28 protein-coding genes are annotated in these 26,243 nt (G+C 37.0%); 21 read left to right on the top strand and 7 right to left on the bottom strand.

Annotation, left to right across the window (positions count from 1 at the left end; genetic code table 11):
- Positions 1–120: 120 nt before the first annotated feature.
- Both ACYQ73_RS13695 and ACYQ73_RS13690 read left to right on the top strand, forming a co-directional pair.
- Positions 121–408 carry a hypothetical protein gene (locus ACYQ73_RS13695; RefSeq protein ID WP_460012996.1) on the top strand — a complete coding sequence of 96 codons (288 nt, stop codon included), beginning with the start codon at positions 121–123 and terminating at the stop codon, positions 406–408.
- Positions 398–676, top strand: a complete 279-nt coding sequence (locus ACYQ73_RS13690) for a toxin-antitoxin system YwqK family antitoxin (protein WP_460012995.1) — start codon at positions 398–400, stop codon at positions 674–676. The genes ACYQ73_RS13695 and ACYQ73_RS13690 overlap by 11 nt, the downstream gene beginning before the upstream one ends.
- A 440-nt stretch (positions 677–1,116) precedes the next feature.
- Here the strand turns inward: ACYQ73_RS13690 and ACYQ73_RS13685 are convergent, their stop codons facing one another.
- On the bottom strand, positions 1,117–1,386 hold the full coding sequence (locus tag ACYQ73_RS13685; RefSeq protein WP_370082352.1) for a hypothetical protein: 270 nt from the start codon (positions 1,384–1,386) through the stop codon (positions 1,117–1,119).
- A 516-nt stretch (positions 1,387–1,902) separates the two neighbouring features.
- A complete protein-coding gene (locus tag ACYQ73_RS13680; RefSeq protein WP_460012994.1) occupies positions 1,903–2,205 on the bottom strand; it encodes a hypothetical protein in 303 nt (100 codons plus the stop codon).
- A gap of 82 nt (positions 2,206–2,287) precedes the next feature.
- Here ACYQ73_RS13680 and ACYQ73_RS13675 point away from each other — a divergent pair, with 82 nt between their 5' ends.
- The 4 genes from ACYQ73_RS13675 to ACYQ73_RS13660 are packed head-to-tail and all read left to right on the top strand — an operon-like array spanning position 2,288 to position 5,731.
- Positions 2,288–2,986, top strand: coding sequence for a response regulator transcription factor (locus ACYQ73_RS13675; protein ID WP_460012993.1), 699 nt, complete (start codon positions 2,288–2,290; stop codon positions 2,984–2,986).
- Complete coding sequence (locus tag ACYQ73_RS13670; protein ID WP_460012992.1) at positions 2,983–4,431, top strand: HAMP domain-containing sensor histidine kinase; 1,449 nt, start codon at positions 2,983–2,985, stop codon at positions 4,429–4,431. Before ACYQ73_RS13675 ends, ACYQ73_RS13670 begins: the two co-directional genes overlap by 4 nt.
- Positions 4,431–5,498, top strand: a complete 1,068-nt coding sequence (locus ACYQ73_RS13665) for a LolA family protein (RefSeq protein WP_460012991.1) — start codon at positions 4,431–4,433, stop codon at positions 5,496–5,498. The genes ACYQ73_RS13670 and ACYQ73_RS13665 overlap by 1 nt, the downstream gene beginning before the upstream one ends.
- Before the next feature lie 11 nt (positions 5,499–5,509).
- Positions 5,510–5,731, top strand: coding sequence for a hypothetical protein (locus tag ACYQ73_RS13660; protein WP_460012990.1), 222 nt, complete (start codon positions 5,510–5,512; stop codon positions 5,729–5,731).
- A 162-nt stretch (positions 5,732–5,893) separates the two neighbouring features.
- Here ACYQ73_RS13660 and fabF read toward each other — a convergent pair whose 3' ends face one another.
- Positions 5,894–7,201, bottom strand: coding sequence for a beta-ketoacyl-ACP synthase II (gene fabF, locus ACYQ73_RS13655; RefSeq protein ID WP_460012989.1), 1,308 nt, complete (start codon positions 7,199–7,201; stop codon positions 5,894–5,896).
- A 122-nt stretch (positions 7,202–7,323) separates the two neighbouring features.
- Between fabF and ACYQ73_RS13650 the strand changes: the two genes are divergently transcribed.
- A complete protein-coding gene (locus ACYQ73_RS13650) occupies positions 7,324–8,169 on the top strand; it encodes a helix-turn-helix transcriptional regulator (RefSeq protein ID WP_460012988.1) in 846 nt (281 codons plus the stop codon).
- A 217-nt stretch (positions 8,170–8,386) separates the two neighbouring features.
- Positions 8,387–9,334, top strand: a complete 948-nt coding sequence (locus ACYQ73_RS13645; RefSeq protein ID WP_460012987.1) for an MBL fold metallo-hydrolase — start codon at positions 8,387–8,389, stop codon at positions 9,332–9,334.
- 28 nt (positions 9,335–9,362) lie between these two features.
- On the opposite strand, the gene ACYQ73_RS13640 is transcribed toward ACYQ73_RS13645, so the two are convergent.
- The 3 genes from ACYQ73_RS13640 to ACYQ73_RS13630 form a co-directional block, all read right to left on the bottom strand.
- A complete protein-coding gene (locus ACYQ73_RS13640; protein ID WP_460012986.1) occupies positions 9,363–9,737 on the bottom strand; it encodes a YrdB family protein in 375 nt (124 codons plus the stop codon).
- Between the two features lie 79 nt (positions 9,738–9,816).
- Positions 9,817–10,170: a DUF4260 domain-containing protein gene (locus tag ACYQ73_RS13635; protein ID WP_460012985.1), complete on the bottom strand. Its 354-nt coding sequence runs from the start codon at positions 10,168–10,170 to the stop codon at positions 9,817–9,819.
- The gene (locus ACYQ73_RS13630) at positions 10,157–10,597 is read right to left on the bottom strand and encodes a MerR family transcriptional regulator (RefSeq protein ID WP_460012984.1); all 441 of its coding nucleotides are present in this window, start codon (positions 10,595–10,597) and stop codon (positions 10,157–10,159) included. Before ACYQ73_RS13630 ends, ACYQ73_RS13635 begins: the two co-directional genes overlap by 14 nt.
- 129 nt (positions 10,598–10,726) lie before the next feature.
- Between ACYQ73_RS13630 and ACYQ73_RS13625 the strand changes: the two genes are divergently transcribed.
- The 7 genes from ACYQ73_RS13625 (at position 10,727) to ACYQ73_RS13595 (ending at position 18,188) form a co-directional block, all read left to right on the top strand.
- The gene (locus ACYQ73_RS13625; protein ID WP_460012983.1) at positions 10,727–11,233 is read left to right on the top strand and encodes a sigma-70 family RNA polymerase sigma factor; all 507 of its coding nucleotides are present in this window, start codon (positions 10,727–10,729) and stop codon (positions 11,231–11,233) included.
- The gene (locus ACYQ73_RS13620) at positions 11,226–12,434 is read left to right on the top strand and encodes a hypothetical protein (RefSeq protein WP_460012982.1); all 1,209 of its coding nucleotides are present in this window, start codon (positions 11,226–11,228) and stop codon (positions 12,432–12,434) included. The genes ACYQ73_RS13625 and ACYQ73_RS13620 overlap by 8 nt, the downstream gene beginning before the upstream one ends.
- A 413-nt stretch (positions 12,435–12,847) precedes the next feature.
- Positions 12,848–14,296, top strand: a complete 1,449-nt coding sequence (locus ACYQ73_RS13615; protein ID WP_460012981.1) for a GGDEF domain-containing protein — start codon at positions 12,848–12,850, stop codon at positions 14,294–14,296.
- Positions 14,297–14,565: 269 nt separating this feature from the next.
- Positions 14,566–15,081, top strand: coding sequence for a sigma-70 family RNA polymerase sigma factor (locus ACYQ73_RS13610; RefSeq protein WP_049666144.1), 516 nt, complete (start codon positions 14,566–14,568; stop codon positions 15,079–15,081).
- Positions 15,068–15,730, top strand: a complete 663-nt coding sequence (locus tag ACYQ73_RS13605) for a TIGR04104 family putative zinc finger protein (protein ID WP_460012980.1) — start codon at positions 15,068–15,070, stop codon at positions 15,728–15,730. The genes ACYQ73_RS13610 and ACYQ73_RS13605 overlap by 14 nt, the downstream gene beginning before the upstream one ends.
- 148 nt (positions 15,731–15,878) lie before the next feature.
- The gene (locus tag ACYQ73_RS13600; RefSeq protein ID WP_460012979.1) at positions 15,879–16,463 is read left to right on the top strand and encodes a biotin transporter BioY; all 585 of its coding nucleotides are present in this window, start codon (positions 15,879–15,881) and stop codon (positions 16,461–16,463) included.
- 150 nt (positions 16,464–16,613) lie between these two features.
- Entirely contained in the window at positions 16,614–18,188 is a 1,575-nt protein-coding gene (locus tag ACYQ73_RS13595; RefSeq protein WP_460012978.1) for an amidohydrolase, read from the top strand.
- Positions 18,189–18,313: 125 nt separating this feature from the next.
- Here ACYQ73_RS13595 and ACYQ73_RS13590 read toward each other — a convergent pair whose 3' ends face one another.
- Positions 18,314–18,532: a hypothetical protein gene (locus ACYQ73_RS13590; protein ID WP_460012977.1), complete on the bottom strand. Its 219-nt coding sequence runs from the start codon at positions 18,530–18,532 to the stop codon at positions 18,314–18,316.
- A gap of 256 nt (positions 18,533–18,788) precedes the next feature.
- Between ACYQ73_RS13590 and ACYQ73_RS13585 the strand changes: the two genes are divergently transcribed.
- The 6 genes from ACYQ73_RS13585 to ACYQ73_RS13560 all read left to right on the top strand — a co-directional run bounded on the left by ACYQ73_RS13585 (position 18,789) and on the right by ACYQ73_RS13560 (position 26,226).
- Entirely contained in the window at positions 18,789–20,558 is a 1,770-nt protein-coding gene (locus ACYQ73_RS13585; protein WP_460012976.1) for a glycerophosphoryl diester phosphodiesterase membrane domain-containing protein, read from the top strand.
- Positions 20,559–20,564: 6 nt separating this feature from the next.
- Entirely contained in the window at positions 20,565–21,650 is a 1,086-nt protein-coding gene (locus tag ACYQ73_RS13580) for a hypothetical protein (protein WP_460012975.1), read from the top strand.
- Between the two features lie 192 nt (positions 21,651–21,842).
- Positions 21,843–22,790 (top strand): stalk domain-containing protein, encoded by a 948-nt coding sequence (locus tag ACYQ73_RS13575; RefSeq protein WP_460012974.1) that lies wholly within the window; start codon positions 21,843–21,845, stop codon positions 22,788–22,790.
- Positions 22,791–22,919: 129 nt separating this feature from the next.
- Positions 22,920–23,492 carry a cysteine hydrolase family protein gene (locus ACYQ73_RS13570; protein WP_460012973.1) on the top strand — a complete coding sequence of 191 codons (573 nt, stop codon included), beginning with the start codon at positions 22,920–22,922 and terminating at the stop codon, positions 23,490–23,492.
- Entirely contained in the window at positions 23,467–24,012 is a 546-nt protein-coding gene (locus ACYQ73_RS13565; protein ID WP_460012972.1) for an N-acetyltransferase family protein, read from the top strand. Before ACYQ73_RS13570 ends, ACYQ73_RS13565 begins: the two co-directional genes overlap by 26 nt.
- Positions 24,013–24,279: 267 nt before the next feature.
- The gene (locus ACYQ73_RS13560; protein ID WP_460012971.1) at positions 24,280–26,226 is read left to right on the top strand and encodes a primary-amine oxidase; all 1,947 of its coding nucleotides are present in this window, start codon (positions 24,280–24,282) and stop codon (positions 26,224–26,226) included.
- Positions 26,227–26,243: the final 17 nt, after the last annotated feature.

Here is a 26,243-nt window from a genome sequence, read left to right as displayed (position 1 = left end):
GCTAAATATGACTGGCTAAGTTTTAAAGAAAGAAGAACTTGCTTGGGTGAATGAGCGAAAAAAGTAACGCTAACATTTGAATAAATTAATCAACGAATTAATTTACTGGTGAGACAAGGAATGAATTGGAGAGACTTAAATAAATATATAATGGTGAACCTAATTTTGGAAAAGATAAAATGGGACCAGCATTTGCAGGAGTATATGAAAAAAATTGGGGAATATTATCATGCGATAAATACTATCGATAGTGCAGTTCCAGAAATAGAAGGTTTGACTGTAAATGTAATTAGACCAGGAATTAATAAGAATAAACCTGCTGGGGTAATGTTAAAATGTTGTCCACACTCTTCGTATTTATTAGATGGATTTGAAGTAATATCGGAGGTATCCAAAGTTGAAAGATAAAATATTAAACAAAGAATGCGCTATGAAAAATGGGAAGAAATTTGGAAAAAATTTTGGGTATGGAGGAGATGATTATGATTCCTTTATAGTGGAATATGATCAAAATAATAATGAACATCTTTTTACAGGTATAATTTATGACTGTTATGAAAATGGTACCTTAGCGAACTACTATATGGTTAAGAATGGAATTAAGAACGGGGAGATGGTTTATTTTTATCCAAATGGCCAAGTCAAAGAAATTAAACATATCGAAAAAAATACTTAAGAAGGTATACAAAAAGAGTTTTATGAAAATGGTGTTTTAAAATTAGTTGAAATAAGAGTATTAGGTGGCTTAGTGAGCTTTAAAAAATATGATGTACAAGGAAATGTATTAGAAGAGAAGAACTAATCAATAGAACTTTACTCAACGTATATTGAAAAAAGGATAATAAATAAAGAAAGTGCAGTAATACACGCAGGTAGAATCGTAGTAAATGTTAAATCTTCTGGAAGAGTTTGTACGAAGAATGATTGGCTGGATATAACAAATAATAAATCACTTACTTAAAATGATGTTTTTATAATACCAGATACTAACTAAACAACTCTAGGTTCACTCCCCGAGAAACAAAAAAAGCGCACAACTCGTTAATGAGCCAATGCGCTTTTGTATTTATGTATTTCAATAAATACTAAATGCCCCACCTAGTAGCACATTTTGAACTATCTTTCACGTGCTACATAACACTTACCATCCATCATTTTATCGCATTTTACCTTTGTTTCGTATATTCTATCATCCCATCCTCTTTCTTGTACTATTACATACTTGTCATTTGCCCCGCTATTTACAAATACAAAATGTTCAGCGTTCGGATATAAGTCCTTAACATAAACATACTCAGTCCATGCATTCGCTGATACTGCAGGAATTAGTATAGCCCCTGATAAAGCCAGTGATCCTACCATTTTTGAAATTTTTGATTTAAACATAATTAACTCTCCCTTTACAATTGTTTTTTCTATTAATAAGTTGCATTTAATAGAACAATACAACCATAACACAACAAAAATGAAAATGTTGTCGAAAATTGCAGTTATTTTAAAAAATTACAAATATTACCCATTTTGTCACACTTTTTAACTTGGTACCACCAACCACTATCACCAAGCCACTCCTAGAATGTCCTAAAAAGAAATGAACAAAATCCGTTATTTTTGATTAATAATTTTTTAAGAGTTAAAAATACATATAGATCTATGATCGTTTATGAAGGTTAATAGATGGTAGTTATCGGTAGAGATTTATACGCAAAATAACTATCCAACACGTGATATAGACACTGTATATTCTTCAAGTATTAGACTCCGCGAAGACTTAAAAGGTATGGGGTTTGATAAATCTTCACATGTTTTTATATTGGAAGAGTTGGGGCTAGTCATAATACTATGCGTAGTTCATCCATGGATTCTACGCTCAAGCTTTTTTACTAAAAATTTCATACTTATCTAAAAGAGTAACTCCATATTGAACAATCTTTTTCGAAATGGAGTTTTTGAAGTTGCTGTAGATAAGAATTGAGGGGCATTTTGGGTAGAACGAGGATAGAAAAGGAGAAGCGACGGAAGGCCCGAGCAGAACGACCGATGGGAAAGAAGGCGACGGAAAGTCCGGGTAGAACGACGGATAGAGAAGGAGAAGTGACGGGAAGCTCGATCTAAACGACGGATGAAAAGGCGACGGAAAAATCTCGCGCCGACCGATAGCTCATCCCGAACGACGGATAAAAAACGAGAAGTGACGGATAACAAAATCTATGGTAATTATAAAGAAAGTATAAAGTTCAGAAAAAATGTCTTTTTACATAGTAAGGTTAGTACAGGAGGAAAACAGATGAGAGAAAAGCTATTACTGATTGAGGATGATACGGCGATAGGACGTATTGTGAAGGATACGCTTGAGCAAGAAGGATACCAAATTACTTGGGCAACAACAGGACTTGAAGGGCTAGCTGATTTTCAAGCCGATACGTTTGATTTGGTGTTAGTCGATTGGATGTTACCTGAGATGGATGGTTTGACGGTTTGCCAAAATATTCGTTGGGAAAGTGATGTTCCTATTATAATGATGAGTGCGCGTAAGGAAGAGGCAGATAAGGTTGAGGGTTTGCAGGGCGCTGACGATTATATAGCGAAACCGTTTAGCTTAGAGGAGTTAAAGGCACGTGTAGCCTCACACTTACGTCGCTGGAAACGTTATACGAAAAAAGAAATAGCAGAAGATGTAGCATCCTTTGCACACGGCTTAAAAATTGATTGGCAAAAGGAAACAGCGCGCCTTGATGATCAAGAACTTGCCTTAACACAGAAGGAATTTGCTCTGTTAAAACTACTTGCGAAAAATCCAAGCCAAACCTTTTCAAAAGAAGAGCTCTATCAGCATATTTGGCAACAGGCGAGCGTAGATGAAACACATACAGTAACAGTACATATAAAGGCACTACGGGAAAAGCTAAATGATCCAGTAAAATCACCGTATTATATACAAACAGTATGGGGCAAGGGTTACCGCTTTATCGGTGAACTATTATGAAGATTAAAACATGGTTACTCATCACTTTCTTCATCGTGATGGTTTTACCGATAACAGGTGCTTATAGCCTTTATGTGTGGATTAATGCCTATTATCAAGATAAAAACGTTGGTGAGTATTTCGAAAAATTAACAGAGCTTAATCAGGTAAAGTCTGTTCTGCAAAATCCCAAGTATTATACAAAAAATGCGGATGTAAAGGATATTGAAGCACTAACGAATGAGCATCTTGCAATTACTCTTTACTCGAAATCAGATTTGATTTTGTATTCCTCAAATCCATTGAAACAGGTGTTTGATTCTAGAGAAAGAATTTTTAAAGGTTTATATGAGCTAAAGCAAAATTACAATGCCTTTACTTATAAAGAACCTGTTTATCAAGATGGAGAATTACTTGGGGTTTATGAGATTCAATTAGTTAGGACGGATTGGGTAAAAGGTGTTGAAAGTCGTTCTTGGCTTGTAATAGCTAGCTCTATAGTATTATTTCTCCTTATTTATTTTGCAGTTATAATGCTGCTTAACCGTAAATTAAATCGACCGTTACATGAACTGATGCGGCAAATGCGTGCTTTTGCAAAGGGGGAGCATGTGGAATCAAATTTAGTGGCAAGAAAAGATGAAATTGGAGAACTTGCTCAAACCTTTCTTGCCATGCAGGACGAAATTGAAACTGCTCGTACTCACTTAAAAGCTGAACAACAGCAAAAGGAGTTAATGATTGCAAGTATTTCCCATGATTTGAAAACACCTCTTACAGCTATTCAAGCATATGCTGAATCTTTACAAAGCAAGGCGTTATCAGAAGAACAACAAGACGAGTATCGACAGATTATTTTAACAAAGTCTGAAACGATGAAGCATATGTTAGAGGATTTACTAATGTACACTTTACTGCAATCGACAAGCTATCATTTAGAACTTGTTGCAGTTGATGGGGCCGAGTTTTTTGAAATGGCACTGTCTGATTATGATCAGCTATGCAAAGACCAAGGATTTATGCTTGAAGTTACTTGTGACATAGCGGGTATGTATGCAGTGCATCCGAAGCAGCTTCAACGGGTGATCGACAATTTAATGAGTAATGCTTGGCGCTATGGAGCGGTAGGTACAACGATAGGTTTAGCAGCCGTGAATGCTGGACAGTGTCCTATAGGGTGCTTTGATTTTGTATCGCCAGCACTGAATAAGCAGAACGGTATGTATATCATTGTGCAAAATAGCGGGCAAGGTGTCAAAAAAGAGGATATTGAGAAGTTATTCGAGCCCATGTACCAAGCAGATACAGCACGAACAAAGGCTGGGGAGCGCGGCACTGGACTAGGATTAAATATAGCAAAACAAATAATAGAAAAACACGGTGGGACAGTAGAGCTTGTATCGAAAGAAGGCTATGGAACAGCTGTACTTTGCTGGCTGCCACTATTTAAAGGAGAGAATTCATAATGAATTGGAAAAAATCATTACGTGCAGCAGGTTTAGTTGCCGCATTAACATTTAGCTTAGTAGGTTGTAATACAGAGGGGTCATATTCACCGCAGGAAATTATTGATCATGCATTACAGGAAACGAAAGAACCACCTGCTTATTACGGTGAATACGCAATGGATTTGGGTGAGGCTGGTGGAAAAGTTCAAGTCAAATATTGGACTAAAGATGGTAAACGACGTATTGAGTCAACAGCTGAAAATGGTGAGCATAGCATCGCAGTCAACGATGGCTCACAAGTAATTATGTATGATGTTGTTAAAAATACTGTTCATAAAATAGATATTAGCAAAGGTGGGTTAGACGAAATCCCATCACAAAGAGACCAATTAGAATTACTATTTAACTCAGTAAAGGATACACATGATGTGAAAATGGCAGGAGAGGAGAAGATTGCTGGAAGAGATACGTATAAAGTTGTAGCGAAAGCTAAAAAAGATGATACTTTAATAGGTGATATTGAAGTATGGGTCGATAAAAAAACATGGGTAACATTAAAAACAATAACAAATAGTGCTGGAAATAAAATGATAACAGAGTATACAAAAATGGATGAAAATGCAAAAATTGATGAAGCACAATTTACACTTGATATTCCAAAGGATGCAAAAGTAGAAGAAATAGATGTACCCGAATCTGAATCAGTGACACTGGATACAGTGAAAGAACAACTTGGCGAATTTTTAATGGTGCCAGAAGGAAATGGACTAACTTTGGAAGAAATTTCATTAGATAAAGGGATAGAAGATCGTTCAGAGTATACTTTTAGTTATGCGAAGAATGGTCAGCAAGATATTTCAGTAACAGTTTTTAAAGCAAATAGTAATGCTAAGAATGTAGAGCCTATTAAAGGTGAAAAAGAAATGGACATCCGAGGTCAAAAAGGCACTGTAATGGACGAGAATAAATTCCATTGTATTAGCTGGCAGGAAAACGGCTATCAATATAGCATGTTTATTGTAGACTCTAAGCAAACAATCGAAGATCTTGTAGCCTATGCAAAACAAATGACCATCGTTAAATGAGGTGAATGGTAATGAAAAGAAATGAATTTATAAAATGTCTCGCATTGTTTTTATTTAGCACAGTTTTTTTATACGGTGTAGGTGAAACATATGGCGTTCCATGGCTACAATTTCATTTCTTAGGACAATACAATGATGAAGGTTTTTATTTTAGCTTTAGTTCTTTAATCCCTATACTTGGTGGCTTACTAATTGTTGCGTTATATGAAACGAAGATTAAGCGACTTATTTAATATGAGGAAATCCACTTTGAAAAAAGAGTGGATTTTCTTTTTGTCTTGATTGTGTAATAACAATAAAGTTATATAATATTGAAGTCTAAATAAGCATTAGTCCACAAACGTGGACGGATGCAATTCAAAAGCTCATAGGAAAATCTAAGGGTACTCCGTTTTCTACTTGTTCAACAAACGGGCCATTGAACGGAATAAATCTAACCATTTCCTTAAGAAACGGTTAGATAGTTTATTCACTCGTATTTCTTTAACAATAGCGGCATTATGACCTCCGAAACCGAATGAGTTTGACAGACCCGTATTTATATTCACTTGGCGAGCAATAGATGGTACATAATCGAGATCACATAATGGATCAGGATTTTCTAAGTTAATTGTTGGAGGAATTATACCTTCCTTTAAACTCATTGCTAAAGCAATTGCTTCAACCCCGCCTGCTGCCCCTAACATATGACCGAGCATAGATTTATTAGCTGTTACTGGAATCTGATAAGCTTGTTTACCAAACAGCTGCTTAATAGCCATCGTTTCGGAGATGTCTCCAACTTTTGTACTTGTTGCATGGGCACTAATAACATCAATTTCTTCAGGCGATAAATTTGCATTTTTTAAAGCTGATTTCATTGCAAGGTAGGCCCCTTTACCTTCCGGATGAGTAGCTACGATATGGTGTGCGTCTGAACTTGCTCCGTATCCAATGACTTCTGCATAAATCTTTGCCTCTCTACCTAAAGCATGAGATAAAGATTCTAAGATTAGAATTCCAGCTCCTTCTGACATGACAAATCCATCTCGTTTTTCATCAAAAGGACGACTAGCTTTAGTGGGGTCATCGTTTCTTCTTGATATTGCTGTAGCATTACTAAAGCTTGCAATTGATAAGTCTGTTATAGCTGCCTCAGTTCCACCTGCGAACACAACGTCAACTTCTCCAGAACGAATTAGTCTAAAGGCTTCACCAATAGCTGTATTTCCAATTGCACAAGCAGAAACGGGCGACATAGAAGGTCCCATTGCGTTCCACTTGATACTAATTTGTGCTGCAGCAGCATTAGAAATCATGGCAGGTACTAGGGTCGGGCTAACTCTTCTAGGCCCTTTCTGTCTAAGCACATCAATATTTTCAATCAAGGTTTCAATTCCCCCAATACCTGAGCCTACATATACGCCTAACCTTTCTACATCTATACAATCAAGGTCTAACTTAGAATCTACCCAAGCTTGTTCAGCTGCCGCCAAAGCAAATTGAGCAAAACGATCTAAACGTTTAGCTGCGTTCATTCCTAAAACTTCAATTGCATCAAATCCTTGGACGTTACCTGCAATTTTTGTCTTATGATTAGTAACATCGAATGTATCAATAGTGGATATACCAGATTCCCCATTAATCAAATTGTTCCAAAATGTTTGGATGTTGTTTCCTAAAGGAGACACGATCCCCATACCAGTAATCACAACTCTTTCCACTTTTTATACCTCCAAATAAATGATTTACTTGTATTTTACATCTCTTTTATCCTATTACAAGTGATAGTTTATCCTGGTATAATTACTAATAGAATAACTTGATAAGATGGGGAGTTTTAAAAATGAATGATAATACTAGGCTTGAAGCTTTGTCGACATTCTTAAAAGCTAAACGTGCTCAAATCAAGCCAGAGACTGTTGGTTTACCTGCTGGAAACCGGAGAAGGACCCCTGGATTACGAAGAGAAGAAGTTGCACAATTAGCAGGTGTAAGTACCACTTGGTATACATGGCTAGAGCAAGGAAGAGATATAAAAGTTTCTTCAATCGTACTTGATTGCATTTCCACAGCTCTACAATTAAATAATGATGAAAGAGACTACTTATATGACCTAGCATTAGGGACAAAATCAGAAATTACAAATCAAAAAAATAATCAATCAGAGCTTAGCCCTTCTTTAAAGCGAATACTAACTGAATTAACATATTGTCCAACTATCATTACAGATCGTCATTGCCATATAGTGGGCTGGAATCCGGCAGCTGCTCATGTTTTTTTAGATTTTGAACAAATACCGAATGATCAAAGAAATTTGATTCGATTAGTGTTCACTAGAAAAGAATTCAAAGCATTGGCCGTCAATTGGGAGCATTTTGCGAAAGGTTTTCTTGCTATTTTCCGTACCTATTATGGACACTATTTAGGCGATGAATGGTACAACCAATTTATTAATGAAATGAGTCATTCACATTCAGAATTTCAGAATTTGTGGCAAGAAAGTCAAGTGAGTAAAGCTCCAGAAATGATAATTGAATTCAGACATGCTAAAGCAGGCAAAATGTTGTTTAATTTAACTTCTCTTCAAGTTCAAGGTGAGATGGATTTACGGTGCAGTGTCTATACACCAGTAGAGGAAACGGATACAGAAAATAAATTAAAGCGATTAATGGAAAGGGTTCAAAATTAATAAAGTATGTTCGTTATTCCATTATAAGGAGCGATTGTTGACAAGAAGTAAAAGGGTGATACATATTATTGATAACTAATATATATCACCCTTTATTTTTTATGGCTTTTTACAATTTAGGTATTGATAATAAATTAAACAACTTTATTTCACGAAACATTGATTTATCTTCTAGTATGAATGCTATAATATGTAAAAACTTCTAGGGGGAGCTAGAATGGAGCGGGAGATTGTAGAAACGAAATATTTTACATTGCATACTTTATGTGACGGTGTATTTGCTGCGATAGCTAAACCAGGTCAAGGTGCTTGGAGTAATGCAGGAATAATTGATTTAGGTGACGAACTTCTAGTTTTTGATTCGCTAAGTACTCCTTCAGCGGGGGAAGAGTTAAGACGCCAAGCTGAAAGTTTAACGAGTAAGAAAGTAAAGTATTTGATGAACAGTCACTATCACGGGGATCACGTTTTTGGGAATCAAGCATTTTCAGATACAACGATTATTTCTACATATGTAACGGAGAAATTATGCAAAGAAAAAAATAAGATTGAAGATTATGAGAAGGAAAAGCAGGACATGAATCATTACCTCCTTCAGCTAAAAAATCAAATCGATTCAACAGAAGACATCATTATAAAAGCGAGTTTGATCAACCAATATCAAGAAATGTCGAAAGTGTTAGATGACCTATCTCAATTACAAATTGTGTTACCAACCTTGTTATTTGAAGAAAAATTGACTATCATCGGTTCCGATAGAACTGTGGAATTATACTGTTTAGGCGGAGGACATTCACCGAGTGATACATTTATGTACCTACCTAAAGAAAAAATAGCGTTTATGGGTGATTTAGCGACAGAAGATTTACATGTACCGATTTATAACCATGAAGAATTTTTGACGATATTAAAGCAAGTTAAACAAATTGAGATAAATATAATTGTACCTGGTCATGGTAATGTGGCAGATTTGACATTATGCGATACATTAATTGATTATTTATTTTTCATGACTCACCGAGCAAAAGAAGCTCTTCACCTAAAATTGTCACTGGAAGATTTTATTGCTGAGTTTGATCTACCTAAAGATTATAAGGAATGGAAGGGAGTAAACGGTATGAAAGCTAACCTTACAACGATATACAAGTACCTTCAAAAAAGCTAAAAAATCCACTTCTAAAAACGTGGATTTTTTAGCGTTGATGAAATACAGACAATAATATCTGATTAATGATGATGAGTATGGCAAATACAATAGCTAATTGTGTTCGTCCAGTTGCATTCAGAGCTATAACGGCTAAAGAGAATATCACAAATTCAAACATAAAATGCGAAATCCCATTCAATGGAAATGTTGCTTTGGGTGAACCGAACAAACTCCAACTAACTACGAAAAAAGCCGGTGCTCCAATACCAAGTAAAATCTTGGAAAACATGCCTTTCCCAGTTTGTATACCCCAATATCCATATGCCATTAACACGCAAATTTCTAAGAGCGCAAGAATCGCTGATAGAACTACGAACATCGCTGATAAAAGAGCAAGAATCGCTGATAAAACCACAAACATCGCTGATAAAAGAGCAAGAATCGCTGATAAACCACGAACATCGCTGATCCAACCTATCGATACAATCGCAACTTCTAACTTAAGCTATTTGTTGTAAATGAGTTTTAGTAAAGTCTTCATCATATTTTAAACCATAGCCTAACGTACGATCTAAAAATATATGAGCAAGCCAGATTATAGAGGCCATTAGTAGCGGGGTCGATACTGTGACAAAGCCTATAATCAAGAGAATAGCTGGTACGACTAAACTATGGCCAATATTGTAAAATAACGCGCCTATTTTAGTGTTTACTATGTAGCCTAACATCGTTATATCCGGTAGTAATAAAAGCAGAATAAAATATAGGAACGAAAATTCAAAATACCAGTAGAAATATATACTTACTAAAAATGCTATTAAATATTCTAATGAGATAATTTTACGTAGTTTCATGATGACCACTTCCTTCTTGTAATTTATTATACATATCCTCGATAAGTGAGCCGATGACCAACTTATTTTCTGCGTATTTTCCTTCAGCCATTAATGTTTGTGTGAGCTGTAATGATTGTAGTGCCTGCTGATAAAAAAATAACTGCTGTTCAATGTGGGTAATCTTTGTTGAGAATAGCTGAGATGTTTGTTGATTGCAGACATTTGAAATTGGCTTTTGCTCCAGTGTCAGAAGCTGTTTGATTTCTTGTAAAGTAAAGCCGAGCTGTCTTAATACTAAAATAAATTTTATTGTATGTTCACAAGTGACATCATACACCCGATAACCATTGTCCCGTTTATTTGGGTGTAGTAATCCTTCTTTTTCATAGTAACGTACGGTATCAGTAGATAAATTATACTTAGTTGCAAATTGTTTGATAAGCATGTGAGCACCTCACCTCCTAAACTTATCCTAACATTGGAGTATGCTCCAAGGTCAATACGATAATTGAAATTTTAAAAAAATGGTGAAACGGTCGGTGAATGGCAGTCGTTTATAGTGTAAGAGGGGGAGGTGGACGGCATACTTGAAAAAATTATGGATGAACATGCAGAACATTTATTGCGTCTCGCCTATTTTTATGTGAAAAATAGACACGCGGCAGAGGACATCGTGCAGGAGGTTTTTATCAAATTTTCACAGCATGATTATGAAGAGCGTGGACAGCTACATGCTTATTTATCAAGGTTGACGATTAATAAAAGCAAGGATTATTTAAAAAGCTGGCATTATAAAAAATTAATTTTACAAGAAAAAATATTTCCGGTGAAGGCAAACATGCAGAGCGATACACTGATTGAAGCGGAGGAAAGATCGCATATTGGGGCAGCTATTTTAAAGCTTCCATTAATATATAGAGAGCCAATCATCCTTTACTATTATGAGGAAATGAAGATTGCCGACATAGCACAAGTACTAGGGATTGTAGAAAACACAGTGAAAACAAGGTTAAAAAGGGCGAGAGAAGCCTTAAAGTCTCATTTACAGCAGGAAGAATGGGAGGTGCTTGGACATGAATGAATGGCAAAAGGAATTGGTGAAAGTAGCAGGGGACATGGAAGAGAGTAAAGAACGTGTCAAAAAACGTGTCTTACAACAGCAGAATATCAAAGCTAAAAAACCCGTTCGTTTCGCGCTTTTAACGGCAATTGTGACGTTTTGCTTAGTTGGATTTGTCATGGTACAAATTCTAAGTAAGGAAACGAAACAATCGGCAAACTTGTTTAACGATACAGAGTTTACTCATTTTGAAAAAATCACACGCATTAATTGGAGCAAACAAGACGAGGAATTTTATACAAAAGAGGCATTTGAACGCTACAAGGGGGTAGTTGCCACGTATAATTATGCGAAGTCACTTGGTCTTCAATATTCTGAGGCAGAGCTAAAGGTTGAGAGCAAGGAGCGTTATGACGAGCTTGTAATGCTACAACAATTACCCGAATATGCTGAGCTTTTTAAAGAAAAGGGAGTCGAACAATATTTTAAGACGTATATAGAGCCGTTGTTACCGATGTATACAGCTAAAAAAAAGCTTGATACCTTTTATCAAGAAAAATATCCTACTTTCCCGAAAGGTATAGTACAACAAATGGCTGCTCAAGATGCTCTCCGCTATTTTAATAAACATTTCGAAGAGCAGGCAAAAACGTTTCAGGAACAAAAAGACATCAAGAATTATTATAGTAGTTCGCATGGAATTACGTTTGTGGGAACAATTATAAAAGTAGAGGTAGAATCCAATGCTTTTCTATTTGTTGAAGGAGTTGTTCCGAAGGACTTAGAAAACCTTTCGCAAGAGCAAACCTTGAAAAAGTATCCCAAAGCTACTTGGTATCCGATTATGGATAATATTTCGGTACATCAAGGAGATTATGTCAGTTTAGAATCGAATAGTAGCCAGTCAATTGATGAAAATGGAATTGTCACACACTACGGGGTATTAAACAATGTGGAAATTTGTGAACCAACAGTCACTACTAAGCTCAACAACCAAAATGAACAGAAAGTCATACAATTCTTTCGACAAACAGAGTGGCAGCCTACTGAGAATATGGGGACCCCTCCAGATTATTCATTTATACTAGAGGGAGCTCGTGTAGATGTCTGGGTTAGTTACAGTCAATCACTTTATTTGTATAAAGTAGGTTCAGGTACTGTAAAACTTAGTCCAAAAAGATCAGAAGAGCTAAAGAAAATATTAGGTATTAATGAATCTTAAGAAACAAACGCTTTTTCTTGTCCACTTGAAATGAAAATCATTCTTAGATGATTGATTCCAGATGAGACCCTACATCTGACGCCTAGGAAAGCGCCCAGCCACCCCAAGTTATGGAGATGATGGTTCACGTTAATTTTTATTCATTCCAACATTCTGCAAGTCTCTTTAATTAAGAGGCTTGTTTTTTCAGTGTTGGGAAATTATAGTTTTTGTACTGTTGTAAATATTTAAAGTATAAAAAGAGTCGTTTTTACAGGGTTGTATATTATCTTTTTGGGAGAAATGAATCACTGTATGGTATTTTAAGGTTAATTTTACTCATTAATTTGCAAATAAATGAGTCTGAGGAATTGTAATATTATGCACATAAAGATAGTATTAAAGAAGTAGGGGTTAATATAAGGAGGGGCGGTATGAACACACCGGAGTTTGAAGAACTATGGATTACACTAAATGAATTGTATGATGCGAATCGCTTTATAGAATATATAGAATTAAGTAGTGCCGCAATTGAAAGTGCTATTGAGCTAGGTATGTATAAAAAAGCTATCCTGTTATTACGTTATAGCTGTGCAAGCTATTTTCAAACAGGTGATTTGCAAGTTTCCATTAGTGTACTTGAGAAGTATCGCGAATTAACCTTTCAATATGGCGATGATATTGATTTAATCCATCATTATATTATTGTAGCTATTTATTGGGGAACGTTTGGCCATATAAAGAAGTCTAAAGAGTTTATGATTAAGGGACTAAAGATTGCTGAGCGTATTCAGCATACAGATAGTATAGGGAAAATTTATAATAATTTGAGCGACTTAGAAAACTCTTTAGGGAACTATCAAAAAGCGAAGGATTTTGCATTAAAGAGCTTATACTATGCCAATTATTTTGAGACCAAGCATGAAAATCCATATACAGGGATTGTGTATTCAAAAATAAATTTAGCTGTTGCGCAAATTTCCCTGGAGGAATTTGATGATGCAGGGGAATTATTGCAAGAGCTGTTAGTGACGATTCAGAAACCACCTTATTCCAAGCTACAATTGGAGGTTATGAATGCCTATGCTTTACTTTGTGAAAAACAGGGACGCATTGGCGAGGCCATTGATTTGTACCAAAAGTCGAAGCACTATGCCTTACAAAATAATGATTTAGCTATGCTTCAAACGATCTACAATTCTTTGGTGAAGCTAATAGAAAAGCAAGGTAATAAACTTATATTGTGCTCGATACAAAAGGAATATATTGACATTTTATTAGAAATTCAAAGGGAAAATTATACTCATTTATTATTTGAGATGGAGTACGATGACCAGAAAAAACATTTTGAAAAAACTTCTTACTTTGATCCATTAACGAATATTTATAATCGACGCTATTTTGATCAGAACGCAGAGAAAATGGTGGAGAAAGCTTCAGTAGAAAATCAGCAATTAGCATTAATGATGATTGATTTAGATCATTTTAAAGAAATCAACGATACAAATGGTCATTTATTTGGTGATGATGCTTTAACGATAACTGCAACTACATTAAAGGACTATTTTCAAGCATTTGAGTCGATCGTTGCTCGTTTTGGCGGGGATGAGTTTATTGTACTTTGCAAATTACAGGAAGGTGAATCTGTTCTAACAATGGCGGAAAATCTTTATCAAACATTAAATTCTCTGTCCTTAATCATTAATGATGAGACTGTTCAGTTGGAATTCAGTATTGGTGTAAGTACAAATAAACAGGGCCAAATTACCGCGGTCGAAGAGCTGATCCATAATGCGGACACAGCACTGTATACGTCCAAGCGCAATGGCCGTAACCAAATCACGTTTTTTAATCAATATAGTGATGTGGGAAATAGTAAATAAACAGGTCAGATGATGGTACTGGCGAATTTTAAAATGTAAGCGTTCTATTCAGCGAAATATTTTTAACTTTTTTCAGTGGGTATCTAAACATCCGCTGAGGAGGCAATTATGCTGAGGTATAATTGATTCAATCATAAAGGATCTGCTGCATTTCAACGAACAGTCGTTGGAGTTTGGCAGATTCTTTTCTTTTAAAAAATTTTTTTAAAAAAATGAATCGGAAATGAAGTGGCATCCGTCAGTAGTTTAGAAAGAAGGTGGGACAACAAATGGATATCGAAAAAATTATTGCAGAGCACGGTGACTATTTACTAAAGGTTGCTTATTTATATGTGAAAAATGAAGCAACGGCTGAGGACATTGTGCAAGATGTGTTTATCGCCTTTTATCAAAAGCAGGAGCAATTTCGTCAAGAATCATCATTACGTACATATTTAGTGAAAATGACGGTCAATCGAAGCCATGATTATTTGCGTAGCTGGAAAAGTAAACGACTGACACTCTTTGAAAAAATAACAGGGCGTACAACGGCAGTCACGCCTGAAAAAGAATTTCTTGCAAAGTCCACGAAACGAGAGTTAGTGGAAGCTTTGTTTACATTATCTGTGGCATATAGGGAAGTACTGATTCTCTATTATTTTGAAGATATGACAACAGTGGAAATTGCACAGCTCGTATGTTGTCCAGAAGCAACAATACGTACAAGATTACAGCGTGCGAGAAAGCAACTTGCAACAGCGATCGGTGATTATGATTGGGAGGTGTTACGCCATGAATCAATTTAAAGAAGATGTGCTAAATGAACTTCAGGATGTAAAGCTTACAGATGACAAAAAACAAGCAATTGCCCAAAAAGCTCGTAGTAAAACTAAACAAAGAAGAAGTAGCCCGTGGCAATATCGTGTGGTACTAGCAACATTTACGATTTTTGTCATTGGTTTTAGTTATTTATTATCACACAATAAAAATTCAGGGAGTCATCAGGCAGCTAGCTTACAGCAAGAAACGGATACATGGAGCTTATGGACGTTTTTACAATACGATTTAGTAAGAGGTATATTGCTTTTTAGTTTTTTCGTAGGTATTGCCTTTATTATTAAACGTGTGCTAATCAAGAAAGGATATGGCCTACCGATGTGCATTGAGTGCGGGGAAACTTGGTCAGAGAAGCATGCTCGAAAAATGTACCGAAAAAATGGACAACTTGAATGTCCTTATTGTGGGAAAAAACAATATCGTACAAAAAAATCTATGCAAATGGGTGGCATTTTAGCATTTCCGTTTCCTTTTATTTCTTTAATGCATTTTATTTTTAATAATATTACGATTGGGATTATTTCCCTTGTGGTGGCAGTTCTTATTTATTATCGTCAATTAGCACCATATGTCTTTGATTTACAAGAAGATGATCCTACCAATGATCCGCTTTGGTAATGTATGAAGAGAAATTGCTAGTTCACTATAGCAATTTCTTTTTTTTATAGCAATTTTTCAAAATAGATTGACAACAGTTTTTATTTGCTTTATCTTTGTGTTAACTTATTTACATCATGAGTTAACGTACAAAGGGAGGCCATTTAGTTTGAAAAAGAGTAGTACATATAATTATGTGTTAGCGGCATTTGGTGCAGCGATTATTGCTGTTCTTGCACAAGTAACGATTCCGCTACCACTTATTCCAATTACAGGACAAACATTAGCAGTAGGCTTAGTCGTAACGATTTTAGGGACAAGAGTTGGTACGTTATCAGTACTGCTTTATATTTTACTTGGTGCAGCAGGTCTTCCGGTATTTAGCGGTATGTCAGGGGGATGGGTTATTTTAATTGGTCCTACAGGTGGCTATATTGTTGGATTCCTTGTTACGGCAATTATAATGGGCTTATACTTAGATAAATTTGGGCTTACAATTTTTCACGCAATTGTTGCGAACATCATTGGGATGGTTGTGACATTGGCGTTTGGAACGACTTGGTTAAAAATTGTTGGAGATTTAACTTGGACAGCTGCTTTTATGGGTGGTGCGGCACCATTTATCGTTGTAGGTATTGTGAAAGCGGTTCTAGCAGCATGGTTTGGCGTAATTGTTCGTCGTCGCTTAGAGCGAGCACATTTAATTTCTTTCAGCGGGGTCCTAACATCAGCTGAACAGAGGAACTCAGTCTAAGAACGCCACGTCCTGTGGCAATTTATCTGTGCGAAAGCGAAGCGACAGCAACACACGACTGAGTGACCAACATCACGTTGGCCCAAAGCTTCCGAACGCAATTATGCCGAGGCATAATTGATTAGAAGCGATTGCATAGGAGGAATTGTTTTGACTACGTTATGGACAGGTGGAAAAATTTACACAATGGCGCAAGTTGGCGATACAGTTGAAGCAGTCCTTGTAAAAGAAGGAAAAATTGTGGCGACAGGCTCAGTAGATAGCTTGTCGCCACAAGCTACTTCTATTAGACATTTACAAGGAAATGTGATGTATCCGGGCTTTGTCGATAGTCATTTACATATGATTGGCTACGGGGAGAAATTAAAGCATATTGATGTTTCGAACGTCAGAAGCAAGGACGAGCTACTGGCAATTATTCGTGAGCGGATGCTAGAAGTTCCTGCTAATGAATGGGTCATCGCGATAGGGCTTAATGAGACACAATTTGAAAATCCTATTTTCCCAACATTAGCGGAGCTTGATGCCCTAGGTGAAGCACATTTAATCATTAAGCGCAGCTGTCATCATTTAATTTTGGCTAATTCTAAGGCGCTGGCATTTGCGGGAATAACAAAGGACACACCATCTCCAGAAGGTGGGGTCATTGATAAGGTGGATGGACAGCTTACAGGAGTCTTAAAGGATGCGGCATTGTATATGATTGTCAACCATATGCCTCATATTACGCCCAAGTATATTGAGGACGCTCTTGAAAAGGCGGTAACATCCTTGCAATCATTTGGCTTAGTAGGTGGTCATTCTGAGGATTTAAGCTATTACGGGCCACCGCTTCAACCGATACATGCTTTTCGGAAAATCGTCGAGGCAAAGCAAGCGTTTAAAGTTCATTTATTACAACACCACACGGTATTTGAGGAAGTTGCCAAGATGGAAGAAGTATCTACTTCGTATGTAGAGTTTGGTGCCATGAAGATCTTTATCGATGGTGCCTTTGGAGGACGTACTGCTGCTCTTCGTGAACCGTACTGTGATGAACCAGACAATTGCGGTATGCTTGTACATTCAACAGAACAATTAGTGGAATATGTTCAACTTGCACGTCAACATGGACAAACAGTGGCAGTGCATGCCATTGGCGATTTAGCTATTGAAACAATTTTAAAAGTATTTGCCGCCCATCCTCCTTGCGAAGGTCAATTAGATCGTGTTATTCATTGTAGCTTGGTCGATGAAGGTATTTTAGAAAAACTGGCTGCGTTGCCTATCGCAGTGGATATGCAGCCCCAATTCGTGCAGGGAGAGTATAAGGCAGAACTAGCTAGGCTAGGGGAGGAACGAGCAAAAGGTTTGCACCCGTTAAAATCACTGTTAGATCGTGGATTAGTTGTTGCAGGTGGCAGCGATGCCCCAATTGAAGTTCCAAATCCTTTATTTGGTATATATGCTGCAGTAACAAGACGAAATTTCGGGGAATCCCATAACGGCTACGGTCTAGAAGAGAAGATTTCACGCTTTGAGGCGGTAAGGCTCTATACTGTAGGAGCTGCACAAATAATAGCGCAAGATCATGTTAGAGGTAAAATTGAAAAGGGCTATACAGCAGACTTCACAGTTTTGGAAGAAGATCTTTTTACAATAGCTATCGAAAACATTCCACAAGTAAAAGTAGCCTATACGGTTGTTGATGGCCGTATCGTTTATGAAAAAAGCGAGCAGTCGTAACAGAAATCAACCCCACGTTTTGTAATAGAGCTATAACATCTTAATTCATTGACATAATATTTTTATAAGAATATGAAAAACGCTGTAAAGAATAAACTTTACAGCGTTTTTTCGTTTTTTAAAAGCTAGCGTCTTTCTGATAAATTTTTCACTTGATGTTCTAGTGTTGTCACTCGTGTTGTTAAAGCATCTACTTTTTGCTGAAGTGTTTCTTGGGGAGGCAAAGGAACAGTCGATTTCATTTTTTTAATCGTATTAATCATCACGAAAAATATCGCTAGGAAAATGACAAAAAGTACGGTTGTACTAATAATATCACCAAGATTAAACATTGTTTGTCTCATAATTATTAGCCCCCTTTTTTGTATGGATTGTATTATTTACTGAGTTACATACAAAAAAGTTTCAAGAAAATATTTATAGACTCTAAAAATACAGAAATCTTATCATTTTTCCTCGCATATTATATGAAACAAATTGTATTTCTAGAGCGGAAGACAATTAGAAATAAATGGCTTTACATATCGTTTAGGAAGAGCTTATAAAAATCGTAAAGATGCTTAAGATAGGGGATACGATAGGTATGACTGGGGTGAGGAAATGCACAAAGAGGGACAAGTAATGCGACAAGCTGTCTACAATATTTATAAGTATCGCATCGATTATATACAGGTTTTCGCGCTGATTAAATTATTTCAGTTTTTATTAATTGTTCCTATGACGGCTATCGTATGTAAGCTAATGCTGCGAGTAACGGGCTACTCACATATTACGGAGCAAAATATTCAAAGTTTTATGGTGCATCCCTTTGTCATCTCGATGTTTATTCTTTTGATTTTGCTTATTTTTATAGTTATTTATTATGAAATGGGCTTTCTTTTTTTAATGGCTTTTTATCAACAAAGGGAAATTCGATATCGATATCTACACATATGGCAACAACTCAATCGTAAAGTACTTTCATTTTTTAGTATTCAAGTCATTTTTTTATTTATTTATATTGCATTTTTATTGCCATTAGCTTCATCTATATTTCCACTAACGTTAACACAAGCAATATCCATTCCGCATTTTTTGACTGATGAAATAATGAGCAGTCGTTCGGGTCGTTTACTTTATGCCGCTGTGGTAATTATTTTAGTAATAGTGGGCATACGCAGTATTTTGGCTTTGCCGATCTTTACAATCCAGCCAAAAATATCATTATTTCGTTCATTAATACACAGCTGGCGCTTTACAAAGCAGGGCTTGTTTAAACTCCTTGGATTATTAGCTATGCTAGTTACGGTTCTTTTACTTGTAATGCTTGGAATTACACTTATAAGCACCTTGCCATTATATATTTTGGAGCGTTTGATACCGAGTACAGCACTTGTCACAGCGGGGATTACTATGGCTTTTTTAGAAATGGTTTTCGTCGTGTTATTTAGTATACTGCAAGCAATGATTTCACAAGTAATGGTGGCTATTACCTATAATACGCCATTAGGCAAGTCAAGGTTTACACCGAAATTTCGAAGAAGGCGCTATAAGCCATTGTTATTCATTGTTTTGGTTGTATTCATCGCATTAAGTGTGATGAATATCATTTCGTTAGAGAAAAGTGTCTATGCACCAGATACAAAAATTATTGCTCATCGTGGCTACACGGAGGGGAATGTGGAAAATACAATCAGTGGCCTTGTCAGCGCAGCAAGTGCAGGTGCAGACTTAATCGAAGTCGATATTCAGCAAACGGTAGATGGACAATTCGTTGTATTTCATGATCGAACATTAAGAAGACTTACAGGTAAAAATGGTGTTATATCCAATATGACGCTCGGTGAATTAAAGACATTAACGATTCATGCAAATGGTTTTAACGACAAAATTTCATCTTTAGATGATTTTATTGAAATAGCAAAAGCTTTAAATGTTTCCTTACTGATTGAATTGAAAGTTCATGGTAAAGAAACGGAAGATGTATTACCCAAGTTAGTAGAAAAACTAAAATCGTATAAGGTGCTCGATACGTATTATGTGCAATCATCAGACCCACAAATGATGTCACAGTTAAAAAAATTAGCGCCAAACTTACGTGTTGGGATTGTCTATGCATTAAACATCGGGCCGATGGATGAAACAGTTGATTTTATATCACTTGAGGAAGCATGGGTAACAGATCAGCTGATCGCAGAGATGAAGCAACAAAAAATTAATCTGTTTGTCTGGACATTAAATAAAGATCAGTCATTACACGATTTTATTCGGAAAAATGTCAATGGAGTCATCACCGATCTCCCAGATATGGCTATGAAAATAAGGAAAAAACAAAATGAGCGTGAATATTTTTTACAGCGTATATTAAATTTCCTTCAATTTATGTTTTAAATTAATATGATTAAATGCAAATACCCGCGCGGATCGGGGGAATACTCGCGGGAGATGAGTGAATACCCGCGGGAGATGAGTGAATACCCGCGGAAGGCAAGCGAATACCCGCGGAAAGAGAGCGAATACCCGCGGAAGGAGAGCAAATACCCGCGCGAAGCAAGAAGGAAATACCCGCGCGAAGCAAGAAAGGAAATACCCGCGGAAGAAGAGCAAATACCCGCGGAAGAAGAGCAAATACCCGCGGAAGGAGAGCAAATACCCGCGGAAGGAAAGCGAATACTCGCGCGAAGCAAGAAAGGAAATACCCGCGGAAGGAAAGCGAATACCCGCGGAAGGAGAGTGAATACCCGCGGAAGGAGAGTGAATACCCGCGGAAGGCAAGCGAATACTCGCGCGAAGCAAGAAAGGAAATACTCGTGCGAAGCAAGAAAGGAAATACCCGCGGAAGGAGAGCGAATACCCGCGCGAAGCAAGGAAGGGAATACCCGCGGAAGGAAAGCGAATACTCGCGCGAAGCAAGAAAGGAAATACCCGCGGAAGGAAAGCGAATACCCGCGGAAGGAGAGTGAATACCCGCGGAAGGCAAGCGAATACTCGCGCGAAGCAAGAAAGGAAATACTCGTGCGAAGCAAGAAAGGAAATACCCGCGGAAGGAGAGCGAATACCCGCGGGAGGCAAGCGAATACCCGCGGAGGGAGAGCAAATACCCGCGGAAGGAGAGCGAATACTTGCGCGAAGCAAGAAGGAAATACCCGCGGAAGAAGAGCGAATACTCGCACGAAGCAAGAAAGGAAATACCCGCGGAAGGAAAGCGAATACTCGCGCGAAGCAAGAAAGGAAATACCCGCGGAAGGAGAGCGAATACCCGCGGAAGGAAAGCAAATACCCGCGCGAAGCAAGAAGGAAATACCCGCGGAAGGAAAGCAAATACCCGCGGAAGGAGAGCGAATACCCGCGGAAGGAGAGCGAATACCCGCGGAAGGAAAGCGAATACTTGCGCGAAGCAAGAAGGAAATACCCGCGCGAAGCAAGAAAGGAAATACTCACGGAAGGCAAGCAAATACCCGCGCGAAACAAGGAAGGAAATAGCGGAAGGCAAGCGGATACTCCCGAATCGAACAAAATACTCATTCAAATAGCATAAGAGAAAGCCGTGATTCTTCATCGTAAAAGAATCACGGCTTTTTCAACGGAATGAAAAAAATGTTGGCAATGTTGTAACCTTTTTCTTTTATAACCGACTACTACTATGAATTCGTGAAATGAAGGAGATGCTTTTTTATGAAAATGATGAAAGTCGTACCATTTGCCATGTCAGCATTATTAATCGGGGGCGCTGTAGTAGCTCCAACTGCATCAGCAAACGAAGGGACAGCGGTTGTGACGAACGCTACTGATAATAATGAGCAAAATCCACAAGTTCAACCTATTTTTATTAAAATAGCTGGAACAATTGAGAATGTTGAAAAACGTGAGGATTCAACATATTACACTGTAAAAGAGGAAGAAAATACAAATGTATTTGTCGTAAATGACGATACACTAGTTTTCGATAATACTGGTAAAGAAGTTAAACTACAAAAAGGTGATAAAGTAACGGCATACACGTATGCAAATAAGCCAATGCTGATGATTTATCCACCACAATATAACCCAGAAGTAATTATTGTTGAAACAAAAGAAATGGGAACTGTTGAAGTAGACTTTTTCAATAAAGAATTAGTGAATACTGATAACACGCTAAAATTAAATGTTGGTAAAGAAACGGAATTACTTAGCCTATCTGGTAAAAAAGTAAAGGATGAGGATTTAGCAGAACAACATTTACTAGTGTTCTATACAATTGCAACAATGAGTATCCCGGCACAAACACCACCTTCAAAAGTTGTCGTTTTAGATACGATTGCACAAGAGCCGGGTGAGGTTGATCCTGGTGAAACTGATCCATCTAAAGCTGCTGTACAAGAAATTATAAACAAAGACTTTTATGAGGTTGAAGGTACTAAAATGGTACCACTACGTTTAATTGCCGAAGAGTTAGGCTTTAAAGTAGAATCAACAGGAAAAGGCGCTATTATCTCTAAAGGCGCATTATCTTATACAATTACACGTGATCAAAAAGAATACGGCTATAATAAAGCACTTCGTTATTTTAAAGTAGCACCAGCTTTATTAGAACCAACTAAAACATATGTACCAGTTGAATTTGTTGAAGAATTAATGAAATAAAATGTTGTTTACCCCCTTCGTGGCATTATGCGGAGGGGGTTTATATTTATTTCTCATAATTCTCTTTAAATGGAAAACATATTTTTGTACAATAAGAGAATTAAAGTCAGATTCCTAAAGGAGAACAATATGAAGCAGGCATTAATTATTGTGGATATGCAGGAAGCATTCTTTTTGGATAGTGAAAACTACTTATTTGATTATGAAAAAGTGTTAGAAAATATTAATATGTTAATAACTTGGGCGCGCCACAGCGAAGTTCCGATTATTTTTATCCAGCATACGGATTCAAATAAAGATGATGATTTTTCGTTTGGTAAGCCAGGCTGGGATCTATATCACGGGCTTCTACGACAATCAGAGGATAAAGTGATTCAAAAAACAACGTGGGATGCATTCTATCAAACGGAATTAGCGCAATACTTACAGGAACAACAAATTGAGCAGCTTATTTTCGCTGGTGCTCAAACAGAATTTTGTCTTGATACGACCATCCGAAATGCCTATAGTCGTGGATACCAACATAATATTTTAGTTGAAGATGCACATACCACACTAGATAGTCACGTATTAAATGCACAGCAAATTATAAGGCACCACGAGTCCGTTTGGCATAATCGATTCGTGACCATTCAGCCAAGTACTTTTTTCAAACTAAGTAAAAGGGGTTTCAATAATGCGCATAAACAGCCAAGAATTTAATGTAAATGAACTTCATTATATTATTAGATCTGCCAATATAGAAGATGCCCAAGCATTATCCAATCTGAGGCTACAGCTTGATGGAGAGACGGAAAACTTCGATAGAGAACAAGGGGAAGGCTTCATCGATACGACAGGTTTTGAAGAGATCATTAAGGAGGACACGGTAAGTCCAAGGAATTTGTGTTTAGTAGCAGAAGTTGATAATCGCATTGTCGGATTTTCTAGATGTGCGGGGTCTCCATTAAAAAGAATTGCACATAAAGTAGACTTTGGTGTAGGTGTTTTAAAGGAATTTTGGCGCTATGGTATAGGAAAAAACTTCTTAAAAGCATCAGTAGAGTGGGCTGACGCTAATGACATAAAAAAAATGGCCTTGACTGTTGTAGAGACAAATGAAAAAGCGATTTTGCTCTATAAAAAGCTTGGCTTTGAAGTTGAAGGCGTCTTAAAAAATGATAAGCTCCTTTCAGATGGCAACTATTATAATACGATTGTCATGGGTAGAATTAAGGCATAATTTTAAAATAAACCCAGCTAAGCGAATAGGTGCTTAGCTGTTTTTTTTTTCAACAAAAACAACTTGCTTCTCAAATTGGCTACGAAAAAATGACCTAGACAGCAGCTCAATTAGTATTTTTTATGAAAATAAAGAATACTTAAAGTAGAAAATATCGCATTTTTATAGTTGAAAAGTAACTTATCTATAAAAATGCCGTTATTTACAATCACTTCACTGAATTTTCTGATTATAATTAAAGGGAACAAATTATAAGGGGTTGATAGAATGTCAGTAAAGGTTAATGCAAACGTTGAGCTAAGCCACCCATTATCACCATTATCTGAAGTAGAAATTGAAAAAGCTGTTCAAATAGTCAAGGAACAGCAACAGTTGTCTGAACATGTACGATTTATGTCGGTAATGTTACATGAACCTAAGAAATCAGAAGTACTAAATTACAAACCAGTTAATACTGTAGATCGCCAAGTATTTTTAGTGATTTTAGATGATAAAGAATTGAAAACATTTGAAGCAGTTGTAAATTTAACTTTAGAAAAAGTTGATTCCTTCGAATATATTCCTGGCGTACAACCAAATGTAGCCTTAGAGGAATTTGAGCAATGTGAAGAATTAGTAAAGAGCCACCCTGATTTTATAGCAGCTTTACAGAAACGTGGCATTGACAATCCTGATTTAATTATGGTGGATCCTTGGTCAGCGGGGAATTTTGGTGTTCAGGAACATGAAGGTAAACGCTTACTTCGTGCGATTTGTTGGAAAAAACAATCACTAGAAGATAACGGATATGCTTACCCTTTAACAGGTATTGTAACGTATGTAGACCTAAACAAAATGGAAGTTTTCAAAGTAGAAGATCACGGGGTACGTCCAATTCCAACAACATCAGGTAATTACCATCCTGAAGTTGATGAAACAATTGTGTTTAGAAATGACTTAAAACCATTGGAAATCATTCAACCTGAAGGTCCAAGCTTTACAATTGAAGGCAATTTGATCAAATGGCAAAAGTGGAGTTTCCGCTATGGATTTACACCACGTGAGGGCCTTGTATTATACACAATTAATTACCATGACAAAGGCAAGGATCGTCCAGTTCTTTATCGTGCAGCATTATCAGAAATGGTTGTCCCTTATGGTGAACCAACATTTTCGCATAACACACAAAATGCCTTTGATGCGGGTGAATATGGAATGGGTCAATTAGCCACTTCGCTAGAACTAGGCTGCGACTGCTTTGGCGAAATTCAATACTTTGATGGTGTTGTAGCTGATGTTAAAGGGAATGCGCGTACGATCAAAAATGCGATTTGCTTACACGAAGAAGATTACGGGATTGGTTGGAAACATACAGATTGGCGTACTGGCCATGTAGAAGTACGGCGCTCACGTCGACTAGTGATTTCATTCTTCTGTACAGTTGGAAATTATGATTACGGCTTCTATTGGAGTTTCTACCAAGACGGTACGATTGAAGCTGAAGTTAAACTAACAGGTATTTTAAACACTGGTACATGTGTAGATGGCATCCAAACAAAATATGGATCTGAGATTTCTCCAGGATTAAACGCATCACATCATCAACACTTCTTTAATTTCCGACTTGATACGATGTTAGACGGTGAAAATAACTCTGTAGTTGAAACAGAAACAGTATCCGAAACATTGGGAGAACACAATCCTAACGGCAATGGTTTCTATCCTATTTCACGTATCTTTAAAACGGAGAAGGAAGCATTACGTAATTTAGATTTAAAAACGCAGCGTACTTGGAAAATTATCAATAAAAACTCACTTAACCGAGTGAATCAACCTGTTGGATATAAAATTTTGCCTGGCGAAAATTGCTTCCCATTTGCTCATGAAGAAGCAAGCGTTATGAAACGTGCTGGTTTCCTTAAACACCATTTACACGTTACGCAATTTGATGAAAATGAAAAATATGCAACAGGTATGTATCCAAATCAACATGCTGGAGGCGATGGACTTCCAAAATACGTTGAGAATAACCGTTCGATTGATGATGAAGATATTGTCGTTTGGTACACAATGGGCCATCATCATATCCCGCGCCCTGAAGATTGGCCTGTAATGCCAACTGCATACATTAACTTCCAATTAAAGCCGGTTGGATTCTTTGATCGAAACCCAGCAATAGACGTCCCTAGACCCGACAAGAAGTGTCACACAACTTCGTCTTGTCATAGACAATAAAACTCTTAAAGGGGTGA

The organism is Lysinibacillus sp. CTST325 (genome assembly GCF_054665055.1).
This window is presented reverse-complemented; position numbering and strand designations above follow the sequence as displayed.

What these genes read in the sequence shown, in the direction of transcription:
- ACYQ73_RS13695 (WP_460012996.1), top strand. Translation starts at nt 121, where the DNA reads ATGAATTGGAGAGACTTAAATAAATATATAATGGTGAACCTAATTTTG.
- ACYQ73_RS13685 (WP_370082352.1), bottom strand. Translation starts at nt 1,386, where the DNA reads ATGTTTAAATCAAAAATTTCAAAAATGGTAGGATCACTGGCTTTATCA.
- ACYQ73_RS13675 (WP_460012993.1), top strand. Translation starts at nt 2,288, where the DNA reads ATGAGAGAAAAGCTATTACTGATTGAGGATGATACGGCGATAGGACGT.
- ACYQ73_RS13670 (WP_460012992.1), top strand. Translation starts at nt 2,983, where the DNA reads ATGAAGATTAAAACATGGTTACTCATCACTTTCTTCATCGTGATGGTT.
- ACYQ73_RS13665 (WP_460012991.1), top strand. Translation starts at nt 4,431, where the DNA reads ATGAATTGGAAAAAATCATTACGTGCAGCAGGTTTAGTTGCCGCATTA.
- ACYQ73_RS13660 (WP_460012990.1), top strand. Translation starts at nt 5,510, where the DNA reads ATGAAAAGAAATGAATTTATAAAATGTCTCGCATTGTTTTTATTTAGC.
- ACYQ73_RS13650 (WP_460012988.1), top strand. Translation starts at nt 7,324, where the DNA reads ATGAATGATAATACTAGGCTTGAAGCTTTGTCGACATTCTTAAAAGCT.
- ACYQ73_RS13645 (WP_460012987.1), top strand. Translation starts at nt 8,387, where the DNA reads ATGGAGCGGGAGATTGTAGAAACGAAATATTTTACATTGCATACTTTA.
- ACYQ73_RS13640 (WP_460012986.1), bottom strand. Translation starts at nt 9,737, where the DNA reads ATGTTTGTGGTTTTATCAGCGATTCTTGCTCTTTTATCAGCGATGTTC.
- ACYQ73_RS13635 (WP_460012985.1), bottom strand. Translation starts at nt 10,170, where the DNA reads ATGAAACTACGTAAAATTATCTCATTAGAATATTTAATAGCATTTTTA.
- ACYQ73_RS13630 (WP_460012984.1), bottom strand. Translation starts at nt 10,597, where the DNA reads ATGCTTATCAAACAATTTGCAACTAAGTATAATTTATCTACTGATACC.
- ACYQ73_RS13620 (WP_460012982.1), top strand. Translation starts at nt 11,226, where the DNA reads ATGAATGAATGGCAAAAGGAATTGGTGAAAGTAGCAGGGGACATGGAA.
- ACYQ73_RS13615 (WP_460012981.1), top strand. Translation starts at nt 12,848, where the DNA reads ATGAACACACCGGAGTTTGAAGAACTATGGATTACACTAAATGAATTG.
- ACYQ73_RS13610 (WP_049666144.1), top strand. Translation starts at nt 14,566, where the DNA reads ATGGATATCGAAAAAATTATTGCAGAGCACGGTGACTATTTACTAAAG.
- ACYQ73_RS13605 (WP_460012980.1), top strand. Translation starts at nt 15,068, where the DNA reads ATGAATCAATTTAAAGAAGATGTGCTAAATGAACTTCAGGATGTAAAG.
- ACYQ73_RS13590 (WP_460012977.1), bottom strand. Translation starts at nt 18,532, where the DNA reads ATGAGACAAACAATGTTTAATCTTGGTGATATTATTAGTACAACCGTA.
- ACYQ73_RS13585 (WP_460012976.1), top strand. Translation starts at nt 18,789, where the DNA reads ATGCACAAAGAGGGACAAGTAATGCGACAAGCTGTCTACAATATTTAT.
- ACYQ73_RS13580 (WP_460012975.1), top strand. Translation starts at nt 20,565, where the DNA reads ATGATTAAATGCAAATACCCGCGCGGATCGGGGGAATACTCGCGGGAG.
- ACYQ73_RS13575 (WP_460012974.1), top strand. Translation starts at nt 21,843, where the DNA reads ATGAAAATGATGAAAGTCGTACCATTTGCCATGTCAGCATTATTAATC.
- ACYQ73_RS13570 (WP_460012973.1), top strand. Translation starts at nt 22,920, where the DNA reads ATGAAGCAGGCATTAATTATTGTGGATATGCAGGAAGCATTCTTTTTG.
- ACYQ73_RS13565 (WP_460012972.1), top strand. Translation starts at nt 23,467, where the DNA reads ATGCGCATAAACAGCCAAGAATTTAATGTAAATGAACTTCATTATATT.
- ACYQ73_RS13560 (WP_460012971.1), top strand. Translation starts at nt 24,280, where the DNA reads ATGTCAGTAAAGGTTAATGCAAACGTTGAGCTAAGCCACCCATTATCA.